The 26,821-nt window shown below is 38.9% G+C and carries 23 protein-coding genes and 1 other annotated feature; of the genes, 19 read left to right on the top strand and 4 right to left on the bottom strand.

Annotated elements, in window-relative coordinates; genetic code table 11:
* Positions 1-14 precede the first annotated feature (14 nt).
* On the bottom strand, positions 15-1,574 hold the full coding sequence (gene spoVB / locus CN326_RS07895; protein WP_098308009.1) for a stage V sporulation protein B: 1,560 nt from the start codon (positions 1,572-1,574) through the stop codon (positions 15-17).
* Between the two features lie 121 nt (positions 1,575-1,695).
* On the opposite strand from spoVB, the gene CN326_RS07890 reads away from it, so the two are divergent.
* The 11 genes from CN326_RS07890 to CN326_RS07840 all read left to right on the top strand — a co-directional run bounded on the left by CN326_RS07890 (position 1,696) and on the right by CN326_RS07840 (position 16,036).
* Positions 1,696-1,980 carry a post-transcriptional regulator gene (locus CN326_RS07890; protein WP_098308007.1) on the top strand — a complete coding sequence of 95 codons (285 nt, stop codon included), beginning with the start codon at positions 1,696-1,698 and terminating at the stop codon, positions 1,978-1,980.
* A 105-nt stretch (positions 1,981-2,085) separates the two neighbouring features.
* Entirely contained in the window at positions 2,086-4,350 is a 2,265-nt protein-coding gene (gene secDF / locus CN326_RS07885; protein ID WP_098308005.1) for a protein translocase subunit SecDF, read from the top strand.
* Positions 4,351-4,456: 106 nt separating this feature from the next.
* The gene (locus CN326_RS07880; RefSeq protein ID WP_098308003.1) at positions 4,457-5,350 is read left to right on the top strand and encodes a cation diffusion facilitator family transporter; all 894 of its coding nucleotides are present in this window, start codon (positions 4,457-4,459) and stop codon (positions 5,348-5,350) included.
* Between the two features lie 259 nt (positions 5,351-5,609).
* Positions 5,610-7,949, top strand: a complete 2,340-nt coding sequence (recJ, locus tag CN326_RS07875; protein ID WP_098308001.1) for a single-stranded-DNA-specific exonuclease RecJ — start codon at positions 5,610-5,612, stop codon at positions 7,947-7,949.
* A 47-nt stretch (positions 7,950-7,996) separates the two neighbouring features.
* The gene (locus CN326_RS07870) at positions 7,997-8,509 is read left to right on the top strand and encodes an adenine phosphoribosyltransferase (protein ID WP_098307999.1); all 513 of its coding nucleotides are present in this window, start codon (positions 7,997-7,999) and stop codon (positions 8,507-8,509) included.
* A 205-nt stretch (positions 8,510-8,714) separates the two neighbouring features.
* A complete protein-coding gene (gene relA / locus CN326_RS07865; protein ID WP_098307997.1) occupies positions 8,715-10,895 on the top strand; it encodes a GTP diphosphokinase in 2,181 nt (726 codons plus the stop codon).
* 16 nt (positions 10,896-10,911) lie between these two features.
* Positions 10,912-11,352 (top strand): D-aminoacyl-tRNA deacylase, encoded by a 441-nt coding sequence (gene dtd, locus CN326_RS07860; RefSeq protein WP_098307995.1) that lies wholly within the window; start codon positions 10,912-10,914, stop codon positions 11,350-11,352.
* Positions 11,353-11,534: 182 nt separating this feature from the next.
* On the top strand, positions 11,535-11,711 hold the full coding sequence (locus tag CN326_RS24555; RefSeq protein WP_098307993.1) for a hypothetical protein: 177 nt from the start codon (positions 11,535-11,537) through the stop codon (positions 11,709-11,711).
* A gap of 69 nt (positions 11,712-11,780) precedes the next feature.
* Positions 11,781-12,010, top strand: a binding site (T-box leader).
* A 66-nt stretch (positions 12,011-12,076) separates the two neighbouring features.
* The gene (gene hisS / locus CN326_RS07850; RefSeq protein WP_098307991.1) at positions 12,077-13,348 is read left to right on the top strand and encodes a histidine--tRNA ligase; all 1,272 of its coding nucleotides are present in this window, start codon (positions 12,077-12,079) and stop codon (positions 13,346-13,348) included.
* A 12-nt stretch (positions 13,349-13,360) separates the two neighbouring features.
* Positions 13,361-15,136 (top strand): aspartate--tRNA ligase, encoded by a 1,776-nt coding sequence (gene aspS / locus CN326_RS07845; protein WP_098307989.1) that lies wholly within the window; start codon positions 13,361-13,363, stop codon positions 15,134-15,136.
* Between the two features lie 132 nt (positions 15,137-15,268).
* Positions 15,269-16,036 carry a tRNA threonylcarbamoyladenosine dehydratase gene (locus tag CN326_RS07840; RefSeq protein WP_098307987.1) on the top strand — a complete coding sequence of 256 codons (768 nt, stop codon included), beginning with the start codon at positions 15,269-15,271 and terminating at the stop codon, positions 16,034-16,036.
* Between the two features lie 30 nt (positions 16,037-16,066).
* Here CN326_RS07840 and CN326_RS07835 read toward each other — a convergent pair whose 3' ends face one another.
* Positions 16,067-16,708: an RsfA family transcriptional regulator gene (locus CN326_RS07835; protein WP_098307985.1), complete on the bottom strand. Its 642-nt coding sequence runs from the start codon at positions 16,706-16,708 to the stop codon at positions 16,067-16,069.
* 46 nt (positions 16,709-16,754) lie between these two features.
* Complete coding sequence (locus CN326_RS07830) at positions 16,755-18,032, bottom strand: replication-associated recombination protein A (protein WP_098307983.1); 1,278 nt, start codon at positions 18,030-18,032, stop codon at positions 16,755-16,757.
* A 619-nt stretch (positions 18,033-18,651) separates the two neighbouring features.
* Between CN326_RS07830 and cymR the strand changes: the two genes are divergently transcribed.
* From cymR to CN326_RS07790, 7 genes are all read left to right on the top strand, one after another.
* Entirely contained in the window at positions 18,652-19,068 is a 417-nt protein-coding gene (cymR, locus tag CN326_RS07820) for a cysteine metabolism transcriptional regulator CymR (RefSeq protein WP_090916825.1), read from the top strand.
* 35 nt (positions 19,069-19,103) lie between these two features.
* Positions 19,104-20,249 carry a cysteine desulfurase family protein gene (locus CN326_RS07815; RefSeq protein WP_098307981.1) on the top strand — a complete coding sequence of 382 codons (1,146 nt, stop codon included), beginning with the start codon at positions 19,104-19,106 and terminating at the stop codon, positions 20,247-20,249.
* Positions 20,250-20,265: 16 nt separating this feature from the next.
* Complete coding sequence (gene mnmA, locus CN326_RS07810) at positions 20,266-21,381, top strand: tRNA 2-thiouridine(34) synthase MnmA (protein ID WP_098307979.1); 1,116 nt, start codon at positions 20,266-20,268, stop codon at positions 21,379-21,381.
* Positions 21,382-21,493: 112 nt separating this feature from the next.
* Positions 21,494-22,150: a tetratricopeptide repeat protein gene (locus CN326_RS07805; protein ID WP_098307977.1), complete on the top strand. Its 657-nt coding sequence runs from the start codon at positions 21,494-21,496 to the stop codon at positions 22,148-22,150.
* A 19-nt stretch (positions 22,151-22,169) separates the two neighbouring features.
* Positions 22,170-24,500, top strand: a complete 2,331-nt coding sequence (gene recD2 / locus CN326_RS07800; protein ID WP_098307975.1) for an SF1B family DNA helicase RecD2 — start codon at positions 22,170-22,172, stop codon at positions 24,498-24,500.
* A 108-nt stretch (positions 24,501-24,608) separates the two neighbouring features.
* On the top strand, positions 24,609-24,797 hold the full coding sequence (locus tag CN326_RS07795; RefSeq protein ID WP_020060848.1) for a hypothetical protein: 189 nt from the start codon (positions 24,609-24,611) through the stop codon (positions 24,795-24,797).
* A 17-nt stretch (positions 24,798-24,814) separates the two neighbouring features.
* Positions 24,815-24,943 carry a YrzQ family protein gene (locus CN326_RS07790; RefSeq protein WP_098307973.1) on the top strand — a complete coding sequence of 43 codons (129 nt, stop codon included), beginning with the start codon at positions 24,815-24,817 and terminating at the stop codon, positions 24,941-24,943.
* A 60-nt stretch (positions 24,944-25,003) separates the two neighbouring features.
* On the opposite strand, the gene CN326_RS07785 is transcribed toward CN326_RS07790, so the two are convergent.
* Entirely contained in the window at positions 25,004-25,216 is a 213-nt protein-coding gene (locus CN326_RS07785) for a hypothetical protein (protein WP_098307971.1), read from the bottom strand.
* Positions 25,217-25,495: 279 nt separating this feature from the next.
* On the opposite strand from CN326_RS07785, the gene CN326_RS07780 reads away from it, so the two are divergent.
* Positions 25,496-26,572: an AI-2E family transporter gene (locus tag CN326_RS07780; protein WP_176524550.1), complete on the top strand. Its 1,077-nt coding sequence runs from the start codon at positions 25,496-25,498 to the stop codon at positions 26,570-26,572.
* Positions 26,573-26,821: the final 249 nt, after the last annotated feature.

The following is a 26,821-nucleotide window of genomic DNA, read 5'->3' as shown; positions in this document are numbered from 1 at the left end:
TAGGCAGCAACTTTTTATTTTAAAAAAGAGAATTTACGAATGATAGGTAATCGAAGTAATTCTTCTTTTCTAATAAGGCGAAAGAGGATTAAAAGGAAGATATAAAGTACCGTAGTTAATAGTACTTCCCATAATGTTTGCATACCCAGTGAAGGCGAAAAGAAAATGTATTTATGCATATAGAAACCTGCTCCTCCGGCAATGATCATGGCAAGCAATCCGTATACATAATCTTTTATATAAATAGTAAACGTAATCCTTTTTAATACCGTTGCATAGTGAAGCAAGGTAACGGTAACGATATTTGCTGCGATTGCAAGGGCGACACCCATCATTTGAAATTCTGGCTGCGAGGCAAGGACGAAAATAACAAGTAATTTCACAATGGCTCCAATAAACGTGTTCATCATGGCGGCACGTGCCAAATTTAAGGCCTGTAATACCGATGTGAGCGGTCCTTGAAAATAGTGAAATAAAAAGCAAGGTGCGAGTACTTGAATAAAAAGGGTCGCATTATCGGAACCGTACATAAGAGTTAAAACCGGTGCGGCGAATACGTATAGAATAACAACAGACCATCCTCCTGTAATAAGAGAGATGCGCATTGCTTGCTGCAATCTACGCTCTACTAAACGGTGCTGCTTTTTAGCGTTTGCTTCACTAATAGAAGGAACGAGCGCTGTTGAAAGAGCATAGGTAATAAAAGCTGGCAGAGACAAAAGTGGAAATGCATATCCATTTAATATACCGTATTGCTGCGTTGCGATAGAGGCTGTAACTCCGGCCATTGCTAAACTTTGCATGACAACAATTGGTTCAAAAAAATAAGAAATGGATCCGATTAAGCGGCTTCCAGTTGTAGGAAGTGCAATATCCATTAAAGAATAAAAGGTGTCTTTGCTTTCTTTCACAGTACCTATAAAATGAGATCGAATAGAAAGATGTTTTTCTTTTTGAAACAATGTTAATAGAAATAAAAGAGAAGCAACTTCTCCGAGCACGGCAGATAGCATTGCCCCCGCTGCAGCGTATTCTATTCCATATGGTAAGAAAAAGCGTATGCATACTGCGATAATTGTAATGCGAACGACTTGTTCTAGTACTTGTGCGTAGGCGCTCGGTTTCATATTTTGTCTTCCTTGGAAATAACCGCGAAGCACAGAGGAAACTGCAATAACAGGTACAACGGGTAAAATAGCGATTAATGGATAATAGGTTCGTTTATCGGTTAGTAATGTTTCTGCTAACAAAGGTGCCAGAAGCATAATTCCGGCTGTTAATAGAATACTAATGACTGAGGTAATAGCTAATGAAACGGTTAATATTTTTTTTACTTGTTGCTTATCATGTGTAGCCTCTGCTTCAGCGATCAGTTTTGCGATGGCAACTGGGAGACCGATTTGCGTAATGGTAATAGCTAATATAAATGTTGGAACAGCCATCATATATAATCCAACACCTTCTTCTCCTAAAGTACGTGCCATTACAATGCGATTAATAAAGCCTAATATTTTCGTGATAAATCCAGCTAACATTAAAATAAAAGCACCTCGTAAAAAGGTTTGTTTCGTCATAGTTTTCTCCTACCTTCTCAAAATCAGTGGAATGATTTACAATAATTTATATGCATCTATAAGGCAAGCATGACAAGCATTTGAAATAAGGAACGTGAGATAAGAAGGAGATGAGCTGGAAGTGGTTGGAAAAGAAGAGTTAATAGAAGCATACCGGGAACAGTTAAAAATCGTCTTAGAAAGTAAAGTAGAAGAGTTTCAAATGCTCGGCTATGAGCGCGTTACAACGGAAGACGTTTGGAAATGTTTAAAGACCCGAAAGTGGAAAAAAGTAGCTAGTGATGTCAGATTGTATGAGCTTGTAAATGATGTGTTAACGTTAACAGCTAACGATTACATGACATTTTTAACGATGAAGGCGTATCAAGCACCGCTTTGGTCGTTCGAAGAATATGAAAATAAATAATAGGTTGTAATTGGTTTGTTCTTCCTCTTGGAGTATAATAATGAATACTGATAAAGAGGTAATTTTGGAACAAGGGCCTTTGTTCAAAGGAGGAACAAGAAACATATGGCAAAGCGAAGTAGCAGAATTGTTGCCTTTTTCCTCGTTGTGTTATTAATTGGAGGAATCATTGGAGCAACGACAAAAAACATTACAAAAGGGATTAACCTCGGGCTTGATCTTCGAGGCGGTTTTGAAATTTTATATGAAGTACAACCTGCGAAAAAAGGGGATAAAATTACCCACGACACTCTTGTGAGTACGGTTGGTGCACTAGAAAAACGTGTAAACGTTCTTGGTGTAAGTGAACCGAATATCCAGATTGAAGGAAATAATCGCATTCGTGTGCAGCTTGCAGGTATAAAAGATCAGCAGCAAGCTCGAGATGTGTTATCAACGCAAGCGAAATTAACATTTCGTGATGTAAATGATAACATTCTTATGGATGGTTCAGATTTAGCGACGAATGGAGCAAAACAAACATTTGATGAACAAGGCCGTCCAAGCGTTAGTCTAAAATTAAAGAGTGCTGATAAGTTCCGTGCAGTAACTGAAAAAGTATCTAGCATGCCGCAGCCAACAAATTTAATGGTAATTTGGCTTGATTTTGAAGAAGGAAAAGATTCTTATAAGGCAGAAGCAGCGAAGCCAAAGCCTAAATATTTATCGGCAGCTACTGTCAATCAAGTATTTAATCAAGCGGAAGTATCTATTGTTGGTGGAAACTTTACAGTAGAAAGTGCAAAACAACTTGCAGATTTATTAAATGCCGGAACACTTCCTGTTGATTTAAAAGAAATATACTCTACTTCTGTTGGAGCAAAATTTGGAGAGCAGGCATTGCAAAAAACAATTTTTGCGAGTGCAATTGGTATAGCTCTTATTTTCTTATTTATGCTTGTATTCTATCGTCTACCGGGTCTTGTAGCAGTAATTATGCTTGGTTTATATATTTACATAACGTTACTCGTATTCAATTGGATGCATGTGGTTCTAACGTTACCGGGTATAGCGGCACTAGTGCTCGGGGTCGGAATTGCGGTTGATGCAAACGTTATTACATATGAAAGGCTAAAGGAAGAACTGCGCATCGGAAAATCGATGTTGTCAGCATATCGCGCAGGTAATCAGCGTTCGTTATCAACGATTTTAGATGCGAATATTACAACACTTGCGGCAGCTGCTGTCTTATTTGTATACGGTACAAGCTCTGTTAAAGGATTTGCGACAAGTTTAATTGTAAGTATTTTCGTCGGCTTCCTTACAAATGTTTACGGTACACGCTTCTTACTTGGCTTACTTGTTAAGAGTCGTTACTTTGATAAAAAATATTCTTACTTTGGTGTAAAACCGAAGGAAGTCATGCCGTTATCGAAAGGTGTAGTACATGCACCAACGAAATTTGACCGTGTTAACTTTGTTAATATTGGACATAAGTTTTTCTGGTTCTCTGTTGTTGTGATGATTCTAGGTGCGATTATTTTACCAATCTTTAAGTTGAATCTTGGAATTGACTTTTCAAGCGGTACGCGCATGGACATTAAAACAAATCAAGCCATAACGGTTTCACAAGTACAACAAGAGTTACATGATTTAAACATAGATGTGAAGAAAGAAGATATCGTGCCGACAGGTAATGATAATAAAGGATTTGCTGTTCGTACAATTGGTGTACTATCAAAAGATGATATTGCGAAAGTAAAAACATTCTACCATGATAAATATGGTACAGAACCAAACGTAAGTACAGTTTCTCCGACAATTGGAAAAGAAATTGCGCGAAATGCACTTTTTGCAGTGTTAATTGCATCAGTTATTATCATTTTATATGTGAGTATTCGTTTCCGCTTCACATATGCGCTATCGGCAGTATTAGCACTGTTACATGACGCATTCTTCATTATCATTGTGTTCAGCTTGCTTCACCTAGAAGTCGATCTGACGTTTATCGCAGCGGTGTTAACGATTATTGGTTACTCTATTAATGACTCAATTGTTACGTTTGATCGAAACCGTGAGTTATACAAACAGAAACAAAAAATTCGTACTGTAAGTGATTTAGAAGAGATTGTGAACTCGAGTATTCGTCAAACGATTGGTCGTTCTATTAATACGGTCATGACAGTGTTACTACCTGTTATTACATTATTAATTTTCGGCAGTGAGTCATTGCGTAACTTCTCAATTGCATTATTTGTCGGTTTAATTGTTGGTACGTATTCTTCTGTCTTCGTTGCATCCCAAATTTGGTTGATGCTTGAAAGCCGTCGCTTGAAAAAAGGAAAAGGTCAGAAGCAAGTTAAAGTGAATACGTCTGAACCGCAAGTATAATTAAAGTCACTTAAGTTTGAATAAAAAGAGATGCCTCATTGTAGGCATTTCTTTTTTGTTCGGGGATAAAATAAAGTGTAGGTTGGCGAAAGAAAGGATTTCGGTTATGGAAAAAGATGAACGTTTTAAACAAGCGGAATTTGGAGCAATGGTTGGAATTGTCGGTAATATTGTGCTCGCAATTATAAAAGCGGTTATTGGATATGTTGGGAATAGTAAGGCACTTATGGCAGATGCTGTTCATTCTGCTTCGGACGTCATTGGCTCGTTAGCAGTCCTTTTTGGACTGCGGGCAGCAAAGCAACCGCCTGATGACGATCATCCATATGGACATGGAAAAGCGGAATCTATCTCAGCCATTATTGTAGCTGTTCTTTTATTTGTTGTCGGAATTGAAATTGTTATCTCTTCTATTAAAGCTTTTACACAAGTGCTAGAGCCGCCGCGCTGGATTACTGTTATTGCTGTGCTTCTTTCTATTGTTGTGAAAGAAGGGATGTTTCGCTACAAATATGAGTTAGGTAAAAGGATAAATAGTGATGCCATTATTGCAAACGCGTATGAGCATCGTTCGGATGTATTTTCATCATTTGCGGCTTTAATTGGGATTGGTGCGGCGATTATAGGAAGTAAAATGGGGGTGGATTGGCTTGTATATGCCGATCCAGTTGCCGGTTTATTTGTATCTTTACTCGTTATAAAAATGGCTTGGGATATTGGAAAAGAAGCGATTCATACAACGTTGGATCATGTACTTCATGAGGAAGATATCGTTCCGATGAGGGAAGCCGTTATGCAAGTGGAAGGAGTAAAGAAAATAGGCTCGCTATATGCCAGAGAGCATGGGCACTATGTTATTGTTGATATTAAAGTGTCTGTCGATCCGCTCATTACGGTAGAAGATGGACATCGCATTGGTAAACATGTGAAAGAGGTGCTCATGCAGCAAGACAATGTGCAAAATGTTTTCGTGCACATTAATCCGTATTCTCCTGATTAATGTAGGTTAAGGAGAAGAACTGTCCCTAGGAGCCCGATTGGCGGGGCTAACCTTTAGCAAAAAGCGCTAAAGGAAGTTTCGCTTTACCCCGCTCAAAGGGACAGTAGAGCTGTAGTGAATGCAGAGGAGGAACTGTCCCTAAGAGCCCGATTGGTTCGACTAACCATTTTTGGAAAAGGGCGCTCCAAAAATAGAAGTCTCACTTTATTGTCACCCCTTAGTCTGTCTAGTATAATGGATGGATTAAGGGGTGATTTCGTTGTTACAAGCGAAGACGCGTTGGAAAGAAAAGTATTATAATGAGGAGCTTGTAGGACAATTGGCAAATAAACTTCAATTGTCTCCTCTTGTTACCTCGCTATTATTGAATAGAGGTTTAGATACGGAAGAAAAGATTGTGGACTTTTTAAATACAGAGCAGCAAGAATTTCACGATCCGTTTTTATTAGAAGGTATGGACCGTACTGTAGAGCGTATTCGCCAAGCGATTCAAAACGGAGAGCAAATTTTAATTTTTGGTGATTATGATGCAGACGGTGTTAGTAGTACAACCGTTTTATTTTTAGCATTGCAAGAACTTGGAGCGGATGTAGAGTTTTATATTCCGAACCGATTTACAGAAGGATATGGACCGAATGAAGAAGCGTTTCGCTGGGCGCACCGTGCTGGTTTCTCGCTTATTATTACGGTTGATACGGGAATTGCAGCCGTTCACGAGGCGCAGGTTGCAAAGGAGCTTGGCGTTGATTTAATTATTACCGATCATCATGAGCCGCCGCCAGAATTGCCGGAAGCTTTAGCGATCATTCATCCGAAGTTAGATGGTGGTGTGTATCCATTTCATTACTTGGCAGGTGTTGGGGTTGCATTTAAAGTTGCTCATGCTTTGCTTGGGAGTGTACCAGAACATTTATTAGAAATTGCTGTTATTGGTACAGTAGCTGATTTAGTGCCTCTTTATGGTGAAAACCGCCTACTCGTGCAGCGTGGACTGAAAAAATTGCGAACAACGCAGCGAGTAGGATTACAAGGACTGTTCAAAGTTGCTAATATTTCGCAAGGTGAGATTACAGAAGAGAGTGTTGGGTTTGCAATTGGACCGCGCATTAATGCAGTTGGACGATTAGAAGATGCAACGCCAGCTGTGCATTTACTATTGTCAGAAGATGTAGAAGAAGCAAAAGAACTTGCACAAGAAATTGATGAACTGAACAAATTGCGAAAAGATATTGTAAAGCAAATTACGGAAGAAGCGATTGCGGAAGTGGAAGCACATTATCCACCAGAAGAGAATAAAGTATTAGTTCTTGCAAAAGAAGGTTGGAATCCTGGTGTAATTGGGATTGTTGCTTCAAAGCTCGTAGATCGTTTTTATCGTCCGACAATTGTGCTAAGTATTGATCCCGAAAAAGGGACTGCAAAAGGATCAGCTCGTAGTATTGAAGGTTTTGACTTGTATGCCAATTTATCAGATTGCCGGGACATTTTACCGCACTTTGGCGGGCATCCAATGGCTGCTGGTATGACTCTTAGTATGAATGACGTTAGTGAACTGCGTCGACGCTTAAACGAGCAAGCTGCGGTTCAGCTATCAGATGAAGATTTTATTCCAGTCACTGTAGTAGATGCAGTGTGTGACGTGGAAGATGTAACGCTTGCTGCAATTGAAGAAATGCAAAAGCTTGCCCCGTTTGGTGTTGGAAACCCAAAGCCGCGTATCGCTGTGAAAGGTGCAGGTCTTGAAAGTATTCGTGCAATTGGTTCTGATGGTTCGCATTTGAAAATGACACTTCGTGATGGCCAAGCAACATTAGATAGCGTTGGTTTTGGTTTTGGTGCATTTGCAAAAGAAATTTCTCCTGTAGCGCACGTGTCGATCGTTGGAGAAGCTTCTATTAATGAATGGAATAATTTCCGTAAACCACAAATTATGATTCAAGATATTGCTGTAGAAGCTTGGCAATTATTTGATTGGCGCAGCATGCGCAATGTAGAAGCAAATCTAGCTGATCTTTCACGTGATAAACTGACAATCGTGTATTTTAAGGAAGAAGCATTGCAAAAGTTTTCTTTAGAAGCGTATACAGATTATCTCGTACACGCCAAAGATGTGACCACATTAGAAGGGCGTTATGTTGTTGTTCTTGATTTACCAAATGCGACAGAGGATTTAAAGCGCATATGTGAAAAAGGATTTCCAGACCGTATCTATACTGTTTTTTATCAAGAAAACAATCATTTATTTAGTACGGTTCCAACGAGGGAACATTTTAAATGGTACTATTCATTTTTACATCAAAAAGCACCATTTTCTCTTCGACAATACGGAGAGCAACTTTGTCGTCATAAAGGTTGGTCAAAAGACACAGTAAATTTCATGACACAGGTGTTTTTTGAGTTAGAATTTGTTACAATAAAAGACGGTGTCATTTTTATGGCAGAAGAAATGAAAAAGCGCGATTTAACCGAATCAAACACGTATCGTGAGAAAATAAACCATTTACAATTAGAAAAGGAACTGGTTTATAGCACATATCAGCAATTATATGCATGGTTTGAAACGATTCGTAATCATAAAGAAGTAGAACAGTTAGGGTAAAGGATTTGTATTTACAATTCTTTTATATTTGAGGAGGATTCATAAATATGGATTTCAAGCAACATATTGCAATTGTACCGGATTATCCGAAAGAAGGTATTGTCTTTAAAGATATCACACCTTTAATGAATGATGGAAAAGCATATAAAGCAGCAACGGATGCAATCGTTGAGTATGCAAAAGAAAGAAATATCGACCTTGTAGTAGGACCAGAAGCTCGTGGTTTTATTATTGGATGTCCAGTTTCTTACGCATTAGAAGTGGGTTTTGCACCAGTTCGTAAATTAGGTAAATTACCACGCGAAGTAATCAAAGTAGATTACGGTAAAGAGTATGGTAAAGATGTATTAACAATTCATAAAGATGCAATCAAACCTGGCCAACGAGTATTAATTACAGATGACTTATTAGCTACAGGTGGAACAATCGAAGCGACAATTAAGTTAGTAAAAGAACTTGGCGGTGTTGTTGCAGGGATTGCATTTTTAGTAGAGCTTACTTATTTAGATGGTCGTAAAATGTTAGATGGTTATGACGTATTAGTATTAGAAAAATATTAATCGTAAACAATGGCAGCATATGGAGTACCCGTGAATCTCTTTGAGAGGATCGGGTATTTTTATATATTTATCGAAAAAGTAAAGTGAAATGTCTGTAAAATCTTTTCCTTTTCACAATTCCCAATCATTACGTTATAATGGTAAGATAAAAATTATTCTAATTGGCAAGGAAAGAGATTATTAATCTTTAATAAAAGGTGATTAGATGGCGAATGAACAAGTACTAACAGCTGAACAGGTACTGGAGAGAGTAGGGCAATATTTACAAGATGATGATATTGATCTTGTTGCGCGCGCTTATGAATTTGCGCGTGCCGCACATAGTGAGCAATACCGAAAATCAGGAGAACCATATATCATTCATCCGATTCAAGTAGCAGGTATTTTAGTTGATTTACAAATGGATCCGTCTACTGTATCTGCAGGCTTTTTACATGATGTAGTAGAAGATACAGAGGTAACGTTAGAAGATATTGAACGTGAATTTACAAAAGAGATTGCGATGCTTGTTGATGGTGTCACAAAGCTTGGGAAAATTAAATATAAATCACATGAGCAGCAACAAGCAGAAAATCATCGAAAAATGTTTATTGCAATGGCGCAAGATATTCGAGTGATTTTAATTAAACTAGCAGACCGTCTTCATAACATGCGTACACTGAAACATTTACCACAAGAAAAGCAGCGTCGCATTGCAAATGAAACATTGGAAATTTTTGCACCATTAGCACATAGACTCGGGATTAATACGATTAAGTGGGAACTAGAAGATACAGCGCTTCGTTATTTAAATCCGCAGCAATATTATCGTATTGTCAATTTAATGAAACGCAAGCGTGCCGAACGTGAAGAATATTTAGATGAAGTTATGACAGAAATTCGTGACAAGTTAAAAGAAGTGGCGATTCAACCGGATATTTCAGGTCGTCCAAAGCATATTTACAGTATTTACCGTAAAATGGCAATGCAAAATAAACAATTCAATGAAATTTATGATTTGTTAGCTGTTCGTGTTGTCGTAAATAGTATTAAAGATTGCTACGCAGTTCTAGGTATTATTCACACGTGCTGGAAACCGATGCCAGGCCGTTTTAAAGATTATATTGCAATGCCAAAAGCAAACTTGTATCAGTCGCTGCATACAACAGTAATTGGACCGAAAGGCGATCCGCTTGAAGTGCAAATTCGCACGAAAGAAATGCACGAAATTGCAGAATATGGAATCGCAGCACACTGGGCATATAAAGAAGGACAAGCGGTTGACACAACAGGAACGCTTGAGAAAAAATTAACATGGTTCCGTCAAATTTTAGAATGGCAAAATGAAGCCTCGAATGCTGAAGAATTTATGGAGTCCTTAAAAATTGATTTATTCTCTGATATGGTGTTTGTCTTTACACCAAAAGGAGATGTAATGGAATTGCCGCTTGGCTCTGTTCCAATTGATTTTGCTTACCGCGTTCACTCTGAAATAGGGAATAAAACGATTGGTGCAAAAGTAAACGGTAAGATGGTGACTCTTGATTATAAGTTAAAAACAGGTGACATCATTGAAATTTTAACATCTAAGCATTCATACGGTCCAAGTCAGGACTGGGTGAAATTAGCTCAAACATCGCATGCGAAAAATAAAATTCGTCAATTTTTCAAAAAACAGCGCCGTGATGAGAATATTGAAAAAGGTCGCGAGCTTGTTGAAAAAGAGGTGCGAGGCCTTGAGTATGAAATGAAAGAAGTATTAGCATCTGATAACCTAAAACGTGTTGCTGAGAAATTTAATTTTGCGAACGAAGAGGACATGTTTGCCGCTGTTGGTTATAACGGCATTACCGCATCGCAAATTGTAACGCGTTTAACAGATAAATTCCGTAAGCAACGTGAAGAAGAAATAACGGAAGTAAAAGAAGTTCGGAAACCGATGAAAATTCGGAAATGGGATTCTGGTGTGAAAGTAAGTGGTGCTGATAATTTGCTTATCCGCTTATCGAAGTGTTGTAATCCAGTTCCAGGTGATGACATCATTGGCTATATTACGAAAGGCCGCGGTGTATCGATTCACCGTACAGACTGTGTAAATGTTCATACAGAAGAAGCGCAAGAAAGATTGCTGGATGTAGAGTGGGAAGGCAGCCCAGAAAAAGAAATTGAATACAACGTTGATATTGAAATTTCAGGATATGACCGCCGCGGTTTACTAAATGAAGTATTGCAAGCTGTAACAGAAACGAAAACATACATTTCGGCTGTTTCAGGAAGAAGCGACCGCAACAAAATGGCGACGATTCATATGTCTATTTCTATTCATAACTTACAGCATTTGAAAAAAGTTGTGGAGCGCATTAAACGAGTTCCAGAAATTTATGCGGTGCGCCGCATGATGCATTAATTAGGAGTGAATATATATGAGAGTTGTCTTACAACGATCAAAAGCAGCATCTGTAACAGTAAAAGGTGAAGTTGTAGGACAAATTCCTTTCGGCTTAACACTTTTAGTTGGAATCACCCATGAAGATACAGAAAAAGATGCAACGTATATCGCTGAAAAAATTGCAAACTTACGCATTTTTGAAGACGAAAACGAGAAAATGAACCATTCTGTATTAGACGTTGGTGGACAAGTTCTTTCCATTTCACAGTTCACGTTATACGGAGATTGCCGAAAAGGAAGACGCCCAAACTTTATGGATGCAGCAAAACCTGACTATGCAGAACGTTTATACGATTTCTTTAACGAAGAACTTCGCAAACAAGGGTTGCATGTGGAAACAGGAAAATTTGGCGCGATGATGGACGTTCAGTTAATTAATGATGGTCCGGTGACGTTGATTGTAGAGAGTAAATAAGAAGGAATGAAGAGAGGATATAGAAATATATTCTCTCTTTTTTATTTTGAAATTGAGGAAATACTGCTGCTAGACGAAAAATAAGCATGAAAAGGGAGTCGTTTCATTCGTAAGTATAACTCGCCGATCAACATGGAACACTAGTCATTAGAATTCCACTATTGAATGTGAGGGATATACATATGCGTATGAATGAGAAAGGAAAAGCTGCTACTAACGGAGCGAATCAATTGTTTAATGTGAATTTCCATGAGTTTATTTCAAAAGAACAGGAAAATACATCGCTTGAACTTGCTTCTGAATTTGGGCTTTCTTTAAAAGATGTGAAAACATTAAAGAAACATCTTGGCCGTTCTTAAGAACCTTGACAACATTTGTGAATAACCGTATAGTAGTAAACAAATTCGTTTTATTACAGTTACATATGGTATAAACCGATGATAGAGAAGAGTAGATGAGAGACACATGAAAAGAGAGGAAATGTCCGGGGCTGAAAACATTTCTACATGATGACTGATCGAATGACACTCTGTAGGTTTCGTCTTGAACAGTTTAGTGCTTAGTAGAGATTGAACGCAATTTAAGCGTTATTAAAAAAGTGGAAGCATACGTGCTTCAATTAGGGTGGCACCACGGGTATTATACTCTCGTCCCTACTGTAGAATCAGTAGGGCGGGAGTTTTTTTATTTTTATTATTATTGAAAAAATGAGGAGGAACTGAATATGTCTATTCAAATCCCACGCGGAACGCAAGATATCCTTCCTGGTACTGTGGAACTATGGCAGTATATTGAAGGACAAGCACGTGAAATTTGTCGTCGTTACAACTATAAAGAGATTCGTACACCAATTTTTGAACACACAGAATTATTTTTACGTGGTGTTGGTGATACAACGGATATCGTGCAAAAAGAAATGTATACATTCGAAGATCGCGGAGAGCGCAGCTTAACGCTTCGTCCAGAAGGAACAGCGCCGGTTGTACGCTCTTATGTGGAAAATAAAATGTTCGGCGATGCTACGCAGCCAACAAAATTATATTATATCGGACAGATGTTCCGTTATGAAAGACCACAAGCAGGTCGTTACCGTCAATTTGTTCAGTTTGGTATTGAAGCGATTGGCAGTAATGATCCAGCAATCGATGCGGAAGTAATTGCACTTGCTGTTGAGTTTTACCGCGGCATGGGCTTAAAGAATATAAAAGTTGTTTTAAATAGCTTAGGTGATGCAGCGAGCCGTAAAGCACATCGCGATGCGTTAATTGCACACTTTGAGCCTCGCATTGGGGAATTCTGTTCGGATTGCCAATCTCGTTTAGAGAAAAACCCACTTCGTATTTTAGATTGTAAAAAAGATCGCAATCATGAACTGATGAGCACAGCACCGTCTATAACAGAGTATTTAAACGAAGAATCAAGTGTGTACTATGAAAAAGTACAAGGATTATTAACAATGATGGGCATTCCATTTGAGAAAGATCCAAACCTTGTGCGTGGTTTAGATTATTATCAGCACACTGTATTTGAAATTATGAGTGAGGCAGAAGGTTTCGGAGCGATTACGACGTTAAGCGGCGGTGGTCGTTACAACGGACTTGTACAAGAAATCGGCGGCCCAGAAATGCCTGGTATTGGTTTTGCGATGAGTATTGAACGTTTAATTATGGCGTTAAAGGCTGAGAATATTGAATTACCACTTGCTCATCACATTGATTGTTATGTTGTAGCGCTTGGTGAAAAAGCGAAAGATCATGCTGCGAAAATTGTCTTTGACCTTCGTAAGGCTGGCTTAGCGGTTGAGAAAGATTACTTAGATCGTAAAATGAAGGCGCAGTTTAAATCAGCGGATCGTCTAAGTGCAAAGTATGTAGCTGTATTAGGTGATGATGAGTTAGAAAAAGGCATTATCAATTTAAAAGATATGGCAACGGGCGAACAAGAAGAAGTTGCGTTAGATGTATTTGCTTCGTACGTAGCAGAAAAGTCTCTATAGGGGGAAAAGGAAATGGCTGAAAGAACGCATGCATGCGGAAAAGTAACAGTAGAAGCAGTTGGACAAGCGGTTCAATTAAAAGGTTGGGTACAAAAGCGCCGTGATTTAGGTGGATTAATTTTCATTGACTTACGTGACCGTACAGGTATCGTGCAAGTCGTATTTAGTCCCGAAACTTCAAAGGAAGCGTTAGAAATAGCAGAAACAATTCGCGGTGAATATGTGCTGCACGTAGAAGGTACAGTTGTTGAGCGCGCGGCTGGTGCAATCAATGAAAATATGGCAACAGGCCGTATTGAAGTACAAGCTACGAAAGTAAACGTACTTAATGCAGCAAAAACACCGCCAATTATGATTACAGATGATACAGATGCATCAGAAGATGTACGCTTAAAATATCGTTACTTAGACTTACGTCGTCCAGTTATGTACAACACATTTAAAATGCGTCACGACGTAACAAAAACAATTCGTAATTTCTTAGATAGCGAAGATTTCTTAGAAGTAGAAACACCAATTTTAACGAAAAGCACACCAGAAGGAGCTCGTGATTACTTAGTACCGAGCCGCGTACATGAAGGCGAGTTTTATGCACTGCCACAATCTCCGCAGCTATTTAAGCAGCTTCTTATGGTCGGCGGATTTGAGCGTTATTATCAAGTAGCACGCTGCTTCCGTGATGAAGACTTACGTGCAGATCGTCAGCCGGAATTCACACAAGTCGACATTGAGACATCATTCTTAACACAAGAAGAAATTCTAGAAATGACGGAACGCATGATGACAAAAGTAATGAAAGAAGCGAAAGGTGTAGAGATTAATGCACCGTTCCCGCGCATGACATATGCAGATGCAATAGCTCGTTACGGTTCTGACAAGCCAGATACACGTTTTGCGATGGAGCTTATTGACCTATCAAAATTTGCAGCAGGCTGCGGTTTTAAAGTGTTCACAAGTGCTGTAGAGAGCGGTGGACAAGTGAAAGCAATTAATGCAAAAGGTGCAGCAAGCAAATATTCTCGTAAAGACATCGATGCATTAACAGAATTCGTAAAAGTATACGGAGCAAAAGGTTTAGCTTGGTTAAAAGTTGAAGAAGACGGCTTAAAAGGCCCAATCGCAAAATTCTTTAACGAAGAAGATGCAAACGCACTTATGAGCACGTTAGAAGCAACTGCTGGTGACTTATTATTATTCGTTGCCGATAAGAAGAGCGTTGTTGCGGATAGCTTAGGAGCACTTCGTTTACGCTTAGGTAAAGAACTTGAGTTAATCGATGAAAGCAAGTTTAACTTCCTATGGGTAACAGATTGGCCGCTTCTTGAGTATGATGAAGATGCTGATCGTTACTTCGCAGCGCATCATCCATTCACAATGCCATTCCGTGAAGATGTAGAGCTATTAGAAACAGCACCAGAAAAAGCGCGTGCACAAGCATATGACCTTGTATTAAACGGTTATGAGCTTGGTGGTGGATCACTTCGTATTTACGAGCGTGATGTACAAGAAAAAATGTTCAAAGCACTTGGTTTCTCACAAGAAGAAGCACAAGAACAATTCGGTTTCTTATTAGAAGCGTTCGAATATGGTACACCGCCGCACGGAGGAATTGCATTAGGTTTAGACCGTCTTGTGATGTTACTTGCAGGTCGTACGAACCTTCGTGATACAATTGCATTCCCGAAAACAGCAAGCGCAAGCTGCTTATTAACAGAAGCGCCAAGCCCAGTTGCAGATGCACAGCTTGAAGAGCTTTACTTACAATTAAAAGTAAAAGAAGAGAAGTAAGAACGAATCCTAGATGGACATACTAATTCCATCTAGGATTTTTTGTTTGAGTATATAACTTTTTCTATACAAATAGTCGGAAAAACGCTAGAATACATGGTAGACCATTTTTGTAATAGGAGTGTAGAACGCATGTTACATCAATTTTCACGTAATGAATTAGCCTTCGGAAAAGAAGGTATTGAAATATTAAAAAATAGTACAGTTGGTATTTTAGGAATTGGCGGCGTTGGTTCGTTTGCAGCAGAAGCGTTAGCGCGTTCTGGCGTAGGTCGTCTTGTATTAGTTGATAAAGACGTTGTCGATATTACAAATGTTAACCGTCAAATCCATGCATTACTTTCTACTGTGGGTCGTTCGAAAGTAGAACTAATGAAAGAGCGTATTGCTGATATTAACCCAGACTGCGAAGTTATCGCATTAGAAATGTTTTATACAGATGAAACATACGAAGAGTTCTTTAAATATGGTTTAGATTTCGTAGTGGATGCATCTGATACAATTACGTTCAAAATTCATTTAATTAAACAGTGCTTGCGACGTAAAATTAAAATCATTTCAAGTATGGGTGCAGCAAATAAAATGGATCCGACTCGTTTCCGCATTGCTGATATTTCCAAAACACATACAGATCCAATTGCAAAGGTCATTCGCACAAAGCTTCGTAAAGAGGGCATTAAAAAAGGTGTGAAGGTTGTATTCTCTGACGAAAATCCGATTGTGATTCGTGAAGATATTCGTAAAGAAATCGTTCCAGATGAAAACGCAAAAATTCGCAAAGCGAAATTACCACCGTCCTCTAACGCATTCGTTCCATCTGTGGCTGGCTTAATTATGGCAAGTCATGTTGTACGTGAACGTTTGAAGGATATAGAAGTAAAGCGTGTGGGACAAGAGTAAAAAAGAGAGGTGCTTATGCATCTCTCTTTTTTATTGTGAAACAATATCTAAATTTCCGTTCTGATCCATTTTAAAGATCGGTGCCATTTGCTCTTTCGGCTCGTCTAATATAACAAGCTTGCGAGCGCGGTCCATAATTCTGACAAGTGTTTCATAGTCTTCTTGTACAGATTGTTGTTGCTTCTTCAATGTTTCAAGCTTTTTCTCTAATTCTTGATTTGTTTTTCGCTGTTTTTCGAGCTGCCGATGTAATGTTTCGTTTTCAATCTGTAACTTCTCTAATCGCGGATTGTTTTGTTCAATGTTTTGAAGAAATGAGATTACCTCTTGCATCGTAAGTGATGGTTGATTTGTGCTGAGTTCTTCTGAAAACTCAGCATCAATTATGACACTTTTCTTCGGTTTCAAGCGTGATATTTGCTGTTTTTGCTCCGTTGCTTGTATCCGCTTCAATTCTTTTCGCTGTTTTTTCGCAATTTGTACAGCTTCTTCATAGGTTTGCCGAACTTCTGCATTCCAACGAAAGCCGCAAGCAGCGGATGTTCGGTTTAATTGATCGCCAATTTCATCAAATGCTTGTAATTGGGTGCTGCCCTCGCGAATATGACGTAAAACGGTTTCTGCTAGAAGTAAATCTTCTTCTCCAGTCCATGCATCTTGGCGCATTTTCATTGCGAAACCCCCATATTTCATGTCGTTTTCGCTTATATTACCCTTTTCATTCACTTTTATACGAATGTTGCAATCTTTCATAAACAGAAGCGAGTGCTTGTTCAAATTTTCCTGTTTTCTTTGGTTTATAGTATTGTTTGTTTTTTATTTTATCTGGCAAGTATTGTTGTTGAACCCATCCATTTGGATAGTCGTGCGGATATAAGTAACCAATACCTCTTCCGAGCGTTTCAGCGCCTTTATAGTGACTATCTTTTAAATGGGAGGGGACATCGCCTGTGTGTCCATTTCTAAGATCATGTAAGGCTTCATCGAGTGCTTTATATGCTGAATTTGATTTTGGTGATAAACATAGTTCAATGACTGCATTTGCAAGCGGAATACGAGCTTCTGGAAAGCCAACGCGTTCTGCGGATTCAATGGCAGCTAGCGTACGCGGCCCAGCCTGTGGGTTTGCAAGCCCGATATCTTCGTATGCCATAATAAGTAATCGTCTGCCGATACTTTGCATGTCACCAGCTTCAATAAGGCGGGCTAAATAATGAAGGGCTGCATTTACATCGCTTCCGCGAACTGATTTTTGGAAAGCTGACAATACATCATAATGTGCATCGCCGCCTTTGTCGTGTACAAAACTTTTTTTCTGTAAACATTCTTCAGCTATTTCAAGTGAGACTTCTACTGTTTCTTCATTTGTTGTAAAGCTAGATAAGACAGCGAGCTCAAGCGCATTATAAGCAGAGCGCATATCACCGCCCGATGCGTTTGCAAAATGAAGCAGAGCTTCATCTGTTACTGTTACATTGTACTCTCCTAGTCCTTTTTCCTCATCTGTTAAAGCGCGTTTTAATCCTTGTAAAATATTTTCTTCTGTTAAAGCGTGTAACTCAAAAATTTGACAACGGCTCCGAATAGCGGAATTAATTGCGTGAAATGGATTGCTTGTTGTTGCCCCGATTAATGTAATGAGTCCGCTTTCTAAGTGAGGAAGAAGAAAATCTTGTTTTCCTTTATCTAATCGATGTACCTCATCTAAAATTAAGATAAGGTGTCGGTGCATTTTTGCTTCTTGGACAACAACTTCCATATCTTTTTTATTATGAGTAACGGCATTTAATAGGCGAAAAGGCATACCGATGCTGCCGGCAATGGCGCTTGCAATGGATGTTTTTCCTGTTCCAGGGGGTCCGTATAAAATCATTGATTGTAGATGCTTTGCTTGTACCATCCGCCATAAAATTTTGCCTTCGCCCACTAAATGTTCTTGTCCGATAACTTCTGTAATATTGGTCGGACGCATTCGATGCGCGAGTGGTTGTTTCATATGTTCTCTCTCCTTCAGTGACCGTTCGTTGTTTATCCCGCTATTCGCGGGCAGTAATACTCCCACCTCAAAATTTGGTAAAGCATTGTCCAGCTCCATTGGCTAGAATGTTCGGTGGCTTCGCTTCTTCCTACGAGGTAAAAAACACCTCTACGTCAGAAGCTTCATCCCCCTCACATTCTGAACGAGCCACTTCTGCATTTCTTCGTTGTCCAGCTCTAGCGGCTAGAATCTCCGGTCGTTTCGCCCCCCTCGGACGAGGCAAAAAGCGCCTCTCTGTCGGGGGCTCCAACGCCCTGCGATTCTGAGCGAGCCACTTCCGCTTTTTTAAAGAAGTTAGATGGGAGATAAACTGCCCGTAAAAGCCGATTGGTGAGGGCTAATAATCAGTGGGGGATGAAGAAAACCCCACTGATTAAAGTTTCACTTTATGTTATAAATTCCGAGTTATTTGATATACTTATATGTTATCATTTCTGTTAGAAAAGTTGAAATTTCTTATCATACTATATTATGCTATAATTTCAAAGGATTTTGATTTCAGAGAGTGCTCTTCCTACTAAATAAAAGAATAACTAGCCAAGTAAAAGTGAAAGATTTGAAAAGAGGTGCAACATATATGAAAATCTCAACAAAAGGCCGTTATGGTTTAACGATTATGATTGATCTTGCAAAAAAATTTGGAGAAGGTCCAATTTCATTAAAATCAATTGCTCAAGCGCATGATTTATCAGAGCATTATTTAGAGCAACTAATTTCGCCGCTTCGTAATGCCCGTCTTGTAAAAAGTACACGCGGTGCATATGGTGGTTATGTATTATCGGATCAACCAATTAACATTACAGCTGGTGATGTCATTCGTGTATTAGAAGGTCCGATTAACGTAGTAGAAATGTTGGATGAAGAAGAACCCGCACAGCGTCAGCTTTGGATACGTGTTCGTGATGCGGTACAAGAAGTTCTTGATAGTACAACGTTAGAAGACTTAGTACGCTATGAAGAAGAAAACAACGGTGGTTATATGTTTTACATTTAATTCCGTGTGTAACGATTTGGAAAGAAGGAGATATAATGGAACGCATTTACTTAGATCATGCTGCGACATCTCCGGCTCACCCAGAAGTAGTCGAAAAGATGATTCCATATATGACAGAAGCATTTGGTAACCCGTCAAGCATCCATTTCTTTGGGCGCCAAGGCCGTCATGCAGTTGATGAAGCAAGACGTGCGTGCGCGCGCAGCATCCAAGCAAATCCAAATGAAATTATTTTTACAAGCGGCGGTACAGAGGCTGATAATTTAGCTCTTCTCGGCGTAGCTCGTGCAAATCGTAAGAAAGGAAATCACATTATTACGACATCGATTGAGCATCATGCGATTTTGCATACATGCAATGTGTTAGAGCGGGAAGGTTTTGAAGTGACGTATTTACCTGTTGATGAAACAGGGCGTATTCGTATTTCTGATCTGCAAGAGGCATTAACAGATCAAACGATTCTTGTATCGATTATGTTTGGAAATAATGAAGTGGGTACAGTGCAGCCGATAGCAGAAATTGGTGCTTTATTAAAAGAACATGATGCTTATTTTCATACAGATGCAGTACAGGCATACGGTTTAACAGCAATTGATGTAAAAGAGCTTGGCATTGATCTATTATCAATCTCTTCCCATAAAATTAACGGTCCAAAAGGTGTTGGCTTTTTATATGCAGGGCAGCATGTGAAATTTGAACCGCTGTTAACAGGCGGAGAGCAAGAGCGAAAACGCCGCGCTGGTACAGAAAATGTGCCGGGAATTGTCGGGCTGTGGCAAGCTGTTTTGTTAGCGGAGCAAACTCGTGAGCAAAAAATTGCCCAATACAAGGAATTTAAAGATATAATGATATCTGTCTTTAAACAAGAAGACATTACTTTCGAGGTAAACGGAAGCTTCGAGCATAGCTTGCCACATGTGTTAAATATAAGTTTTACAGGAATGAATATTGAGTCATTTCTTATGAATCTGGACTTAGCAGGAGTTGCGGTTTCAAGCGGATCTGCTTGTACAGCCGGCTCTATTGATCCATCACATGTGCTCGTGGCGATGTTCGGAAAAGAATCCGATAAAATACGTTCATCCGTACGTTTTAGCTTTGGTCTTGGGAATACGAAAGAACAAGTCGAAAAGGCAGCGTACGAAACAGTGAAGATCGTGAAGCGATTAACACAAAATTAATATAGGAGGTGACATGATGAACAAACTACCTCACGAAACACGCGTTGTCATCGGGATGTCCGGTGGCGTTGATTCATCTGTAGCAGCAATGCTATTAAAGAAGCAAGGCTATGATGTAATCGGAATCTTTATGAAAAACTGGGATGATACGGACGAAAACGGCGTATGTACAGCAACAGAAGACTATAACGATGTCATTGAAGTATGTAACCAAATTGGAATCCCGTATTATGCAGTCAATTTTGAAAAACAATATTGGGATAAAGTATTTACGTACTTTTTAGATGAATACCGTGCTGGGCGTACGCCAAACCCAGATGTAATGTGTAATAAAGAAATTAAATTTAAAGCATTTTTAGATCATGCAATGGCGCTTGGTGCAGACTATGTAGCAACAGGACACTATGCACGTGTAGCGTATATTGATGGTGAGTATAAAATGCTCCGCGGCGTTGATGATAATAAAGATCAAACATATTTCTTAAATCAACTAGGTCAAGACCAATTATCAAGAACAATGTTCCCGCTTGGTGAGTTAAAGAAGCCACAAATTCGTGAAATGGCGAAAGAAGCAGGTTTAGCAACAGCGGCGAAAAAAGATAGTACAGGTATTTGCTTTATCGGAGAGCGCAATTTTAAAGACTTTTTAAGTAACTATTTACCAGCGCAACCAGGTAAGATGCAAACATTATCTGGCGAAGTCAAAGGAAAACATGACGGTTTAATGTATTATACAATTGGACAACGTCACGGCCTTGGCATTGGTGGCAATGGTGATCCATGGTTTGCTGTTGGGAAAAACTTGAAAGAAAACATTTTATATGTAGAACAAGGATTCCATAATGAGCTGTTATATGGTGACGAAGTGTTTGCTACAAATGTAAGCTGGGTAAGCAATAAGCCGAAAGAAAAAGAATTTACATGCACAGCAAAATTCCGCTATCGTCAAGAGGATAACGCTGTAACGGTTCAAATTGTTGATGAGAATACAATTCGAATTCTTTGTGATGAGCCAATTCGTGCTATTACACCTGGACAAGCAGTGGTCTTCTATGATGGAGATGAGTGCTTAGGCGGCGCGACAATCGATGAAGTATACCGTAATGGTAAGAAACTTGATTATTTAGGATAAGAAAGAAAAACCTCTGCCTTGTACCGGTCAGAGGTTTCTTTTTAGTAAAGGCGAATTTTTGTTCGTTGTAAAAATAGATTCTTTGTTATAATTTGTTGTAGAGGTGAGGAATATGTCAAACAAGCTTGAAACAGGCATTCAATATATGCAAGAAGGAAACTGGGAAGAAGCAGCAAAAAATTTTACAGAGGCCATTGAGGAAAACCCAAAAGATGCACTTGGTTATATTAACTTTGCAAATTTATTAGATGTATTAGGGGACAGTGAGCGTGCTGTTGCCTTTTATAAACGCGCGATTGAATTAGATGAAAAATCTGCTACAGCGTATTATGGACTAGGAAATATATATTACCAGCAAGAGCTTTTTGCACAGGCAAAAGAAGCGTTTGAGAAAGCGATGCAAGCAGGGCTACAGACCGGAGATGTTTCGTTTATGCTTGGCATTACATATGTGCAGCTTGGAAATGATCGCTTAGCACTGCCATTTTTACAACGTGCAGCTGAGTTAAATGAAAGTGACGTTGAAGCCATTTTCCAATGCGGATTATGCTTTGCACGTCTAGAACATGTAAAAGAAGCAAAACCTTATTTTGAAAAAGTTGTAGCGCTTGATAAAGAATATGCAGATGCCTATTACAATTTAGGTGTTGCGTATGCGTTTGAAGAAAAGAGTGAGAAGGCGCTTGCGATGTTTAAGAAAGCTGTAGCTATTCAACCAGATCATTTTTTAGCAGGTAACGGTATTCGTTTATTAGAGCAAGACGTATAAACCGGAAAGGAGGGGAACGATGGGAAATCAACATGCAATGGATTTGTTTGAGGAAGAGCAGAAGTTTATAAAAGCACAAGTTCTTCATACCATTTTCCACAACGAAGAAAACCTCTATTCCGTTGTCAGTATGAAAATTATTGAAACGAATGAAACATATGACGAAAAAAAAGTTATGATAACGGGTTACTTTCCCCGGATGCATGAAGATGAAGTGTTTACACTAACTGGTCATTTTAAAGATCACCCGAAGTATGGGAAACAATATCATATTGAAACGTTTAAAAAAGAATTGCCGCAAACAAAAACAGGAATGGTGCAATATTTAGCGAGCGATTTATTTAAAGGAATTGGGAAACGAACGGCTGAAAAGATTGTTGATCATCTTGGTGAACATGCGATTTCGAAAATTATGGATGATCCCGCAGCTTTAGACGGAATTGTAAATAAGCAAAAAGCGCAGGAAATATACGATACGATTATTGAACATCAAGGTCTTGAAAAAGTGATGAGCTTTCTAAGTGGTTATGGATTTGGAACGAAACTTTCTATTAAAATTTATCAACAGTATAAAGAAATGACGCTTGAAGTCATTCGGAATAATCCGTATCAGCTCATTGAAGCGGTAGATGGTATTGGTTTCGGACGAGCTGATGATATCGGACGAGCGCTTGGCATTTCTGGTAATCATGCTGATCGTGTACGTGCGGGATGTTTTTACACATTAGAGCACGTTTCGCTGCAAGAAGGTCATGTATATATGAACAAAGACCAGTTAGTGCAACAAACAATGGAGCTATTAAATAAGCAAGAAACGGCTGTTACAGAAGAAGATGTATTGCAATGCGCGGAAATGATGCAAGGGGAAGGCAAAGTGATTATAGAAGATGAGCGTGTGTATTTAGCTTCCTTGTATTATTCCGAAAAAGGTGTTGTTACCTCTATTCATCGTTTGCTTACGCAAGAAGAGCTTCCTTCGTTTCCTGAATCGGAATTATTGTTAACGCTTGGGAAAATTGAAGAACAGCTCGGAGTGCAATATGCACCGCTTCAGCAAGAAGGTATTCAAACAGCTCTTCATAAACCGATGATGATTTTAACAGGAGGGCCTGGTACAGGAAAGACAACTGTTATTAAAGGGATTGTAGAAATGTATGCTTCTCTTCATGGCTTATCACTAGACCCGAAGGATTATAGTGATGACAATCCGTTCCCTATTTTATTAACAGCGCCGACGGGCCGTGCAGCAAAACGAATGAGTGAATCAACAGGCTTGCCTGCTTGTACCATTCATCGTCTGCTTGGATGGACACCGGAAGGGTCGTTTCAGCGTAATGAGCATGATCCTGTTCAAGGAAAATTACTCATTATTGATGAGTTTTCCATGGTTGATATTTGGCTTGCGAATCAATTGTTCAAATCATTGCCATCCACCATTCAAGTCATCATCGTTGGAGATGAAGATCAATTACCATCTGTTGGTCCTGGACAAGTGTTGAAAGATCTATTAGAGTCGAACGTTATTCCGACGGTAAAGCTTACGGAAATATATAGACAAGCGGAAGGTTCATCTGTTATTCAACTTGCCCATGCAATTAAGAAGGGTGTGTTACCTCCTGATGTAACACAAAACAAAAAAGATCGTTCGTTTATTGCGTGTGCAAGTACGCAAATTGTTGAGGTTGTTAAGCAAGTGTGTGAAAACGCAAAAACAAAAGGATTTAGTGCACGTGATGTACAAGTGTTAGCTCCTATGTACAAGGGACCAGCGGGTATTAATATCTTAAATGAAGCGTTGCAAGAAGTGTTTAATCCGAAGAAAGAAAAAAGTCGTGAAATTTCATATGGCGAGGTTGTGTACAGAGTGGGAGATAAAGTGCTTCAACTTGTTAATCAGCCGGAAAGTCAAGTGTTTAACGGCGATATTGGAGAAATTGTATCGGTCTTTTATGCGAAAGAAAATGTAGAACAGCAAGATATGGTTGTTGTTTCTTTTGACGGTATTGAAGTAACGTATATAAAAGCAGATTTAAATCAAATTACACATGCGTATTGCTGTTCCATTCATAAATCACAAGGAAGCGAATTTTCGATTGTGATTATGCCTGTTGTGAAAAGTTATTATCGCATGCTGCGCCGCAATTTAATTTATACAGGGATTACACGCAGCAAAAAGTTTTTAATTATGTGCGGAGAGGAATCGGCGTTTCAATCTGGTGTAAACCGACTTGATGATGCACTTCGTCAAACAACATTATGCGACGGGTTACAAGGAAAGACAGAAGCAACTGAAATTGTGACAGAAGAGGGTCTCGATGTGGAAAACATTTCACCGTATGATTTTATGTAACGAGGTGAAATTATATAGTGTAATGCAGTTCTTCTCATGTATAAACATATATAGTTTGGACATAATGGCGTAATAGAATACGGGAGATTGTAAGGAGATGAACGCCATATGTTCAGTTGTCCAAACTGTAAAGGAAAAGATATTGGAAAAATCGGTGTGAATCAATATTATTGCTGGAACTGCTTTATTGAATTATCGATTTCAAAGGGGAAAATTCATACACATCAAGTCGAAGAAGACGGTTCATTAAGTTCTTTAGATGATTTGTTTGATGAGAATGAACGAACAATCGGCTAATAAGGAGAGTGTTAACCTTGAAATTGCGCTCATCATTAATTGCATTAGGTGTAGGAGCAGCAGCATATCAATATGCACGTAAGCAAGATGTATTTTCAAGACGAAATATGAAAAGAGCACGTAAAATGCTTAAGTCTTATTTATAATTCCCATTATACATGCATGTTTCAGATGCGAAAAAAGCTCCTTAATTTTAGGGAGCTTTTTTACGTGCTTGTATAGAGATAAAATAGTCCAATTTGGGAGAATAGATGAGAAAGTCCGTAGCAGCCAAGCCCTAGTACACCATAATACCAGAGATGCCTGGCACGTTCTTGTGTTGAAGAAGGAATGAAAAAGCCTTTCCAAATGCCAAATCCAATACATACCCATTCTAATAGCATGCAAAGTGCGGAAAGCCCCAGCATTAACCAAATCATTTTACGCCTCCTAACTTTGTTGAACTAATCGGACTTTTACGGACAGTTATCCCTTACCTATCTTCTTCGGGTTCCTCACAATCTTGAGGTGAGGATCTTACTGTCCGTTAATGCGGGATAAATAATAACGAGGACAAGAAATGCTATGAAATTGCACTTGTTAATTTGAGTATATGTATTCTTCTACAAAACAGTAAGAATACCTACAAAAAAACCTCAGCAGGGTGGGGTTTTTTAATTTTTACACATAACCTTCTTTATTTCTCTTCAAACTAAGAAATAGAGGAGGTTTTTCTATTGAAGAATCTTAAAATTATTTGGATTTACCGGTTAGGTTTATTATTGCTAATTTTTTTATGCTTGCTTGTTTTTTTGAAAATCAAGCCGCTTTGGGCACCGATTTTATATGTGTTTAAGGTTGCTATTACACCATTTTTAATTGCTTGTTTTATTGCTTATTTATTGCATCCGCTTATCGAAAAATTGCACGAAAAAGGTGTGCCACGAACACTTGCTATTTTGCTCATTTACATTCTTTTCTTCGGCGGTCTTGGATATGGTGTGTATAAAGGAACGCCGGCTGTTATTGCACAGTTGCAAGAAATGAACGAACAATTTCCTCAAATTGTAAATATGTATGAAACATGGACGGATGGAGTAAATGAGCAAACTGAAAATTTTCCTGAGTTTGTGAATGAGAAAATTAAACAAATCTTTGCGGGAGTTGAAGGGAAGATACAAGCGCTTTTAAATAAAGTGATGAGCACGGCAAGAGGGATACTTGATTCACTCCTTATTATTTTTTTAATTCCATTTATCGTATTTTACATATTAAAAGACTACGGTGAATTTTATCGTATTTTTTGGAAGCTTGTACCGAGTAAGTGGCGTAAGAACGGTCAGCAGTTAGCGAAAGAAATTGATAAGTCTCTTGGAAATTATATTCGTGGACAATTATTTGTTTGTTTAATTTTAGGAGGGGTCTCTACGCTATCATTTTGGTTTATCGGAATGAAATATCCGCTTCTCTTAGGGATTATCGTTGGGGTTACTGACATTATCCCGTATTTCGGTCCTATTTTAGGAGCAATTCCAACATTAATGATTGCCGCGACAGTATCAACGAATTTAGTTATTAAAGCTGGAATTACGCTTGCAATTTTACAATTTGTTGAGAGTAATATTTTGTCTCCCTATATTGTAGGAAGATCTCTCCGGATGCACCCTGTTGTCATTATGCTTGCACTGCTTGTTGGAGGTGAAATTGGCGGCATTGTAGGACTGTTGCTATCCGTACCACTGTTAGCAATTCTTCGCACTATTATTGTACATGCGAAGCCATTTTGGAAACATTGACAAATGGAAACTGATTCGCTACAATTTGTGCATATAGTATATGATAAATTGATGATGGAACGAGTATGTTACAGTCCATTTTGCAGAGAGAGACTTCCTTAGGCTGAAAGAAGTGTCAGATGAAGGGTAACAGAACGCTATTCCTGAGAGCAGCTAATTCCTGCCGTCTTGCCACGTTATGGCAACTTGAGGTGATGAAATATATGCATATTGTTATGATATGCAATCTAGCCGTCGTGTCTAAAAGTG

Origin of the sequence: Bacillus sp. AFS018417 (assembly GCF_002560985.1) — a bacterium.
GTDB lineage: Bacteria > Bacillota > Bacilli > Bacillales > Bacillaceae_G > Bacillus_A > Bacillus_A rhizoplanae.
This window is presented reverse-complemented; position numbering and strand designations above follow the sequence as displayed.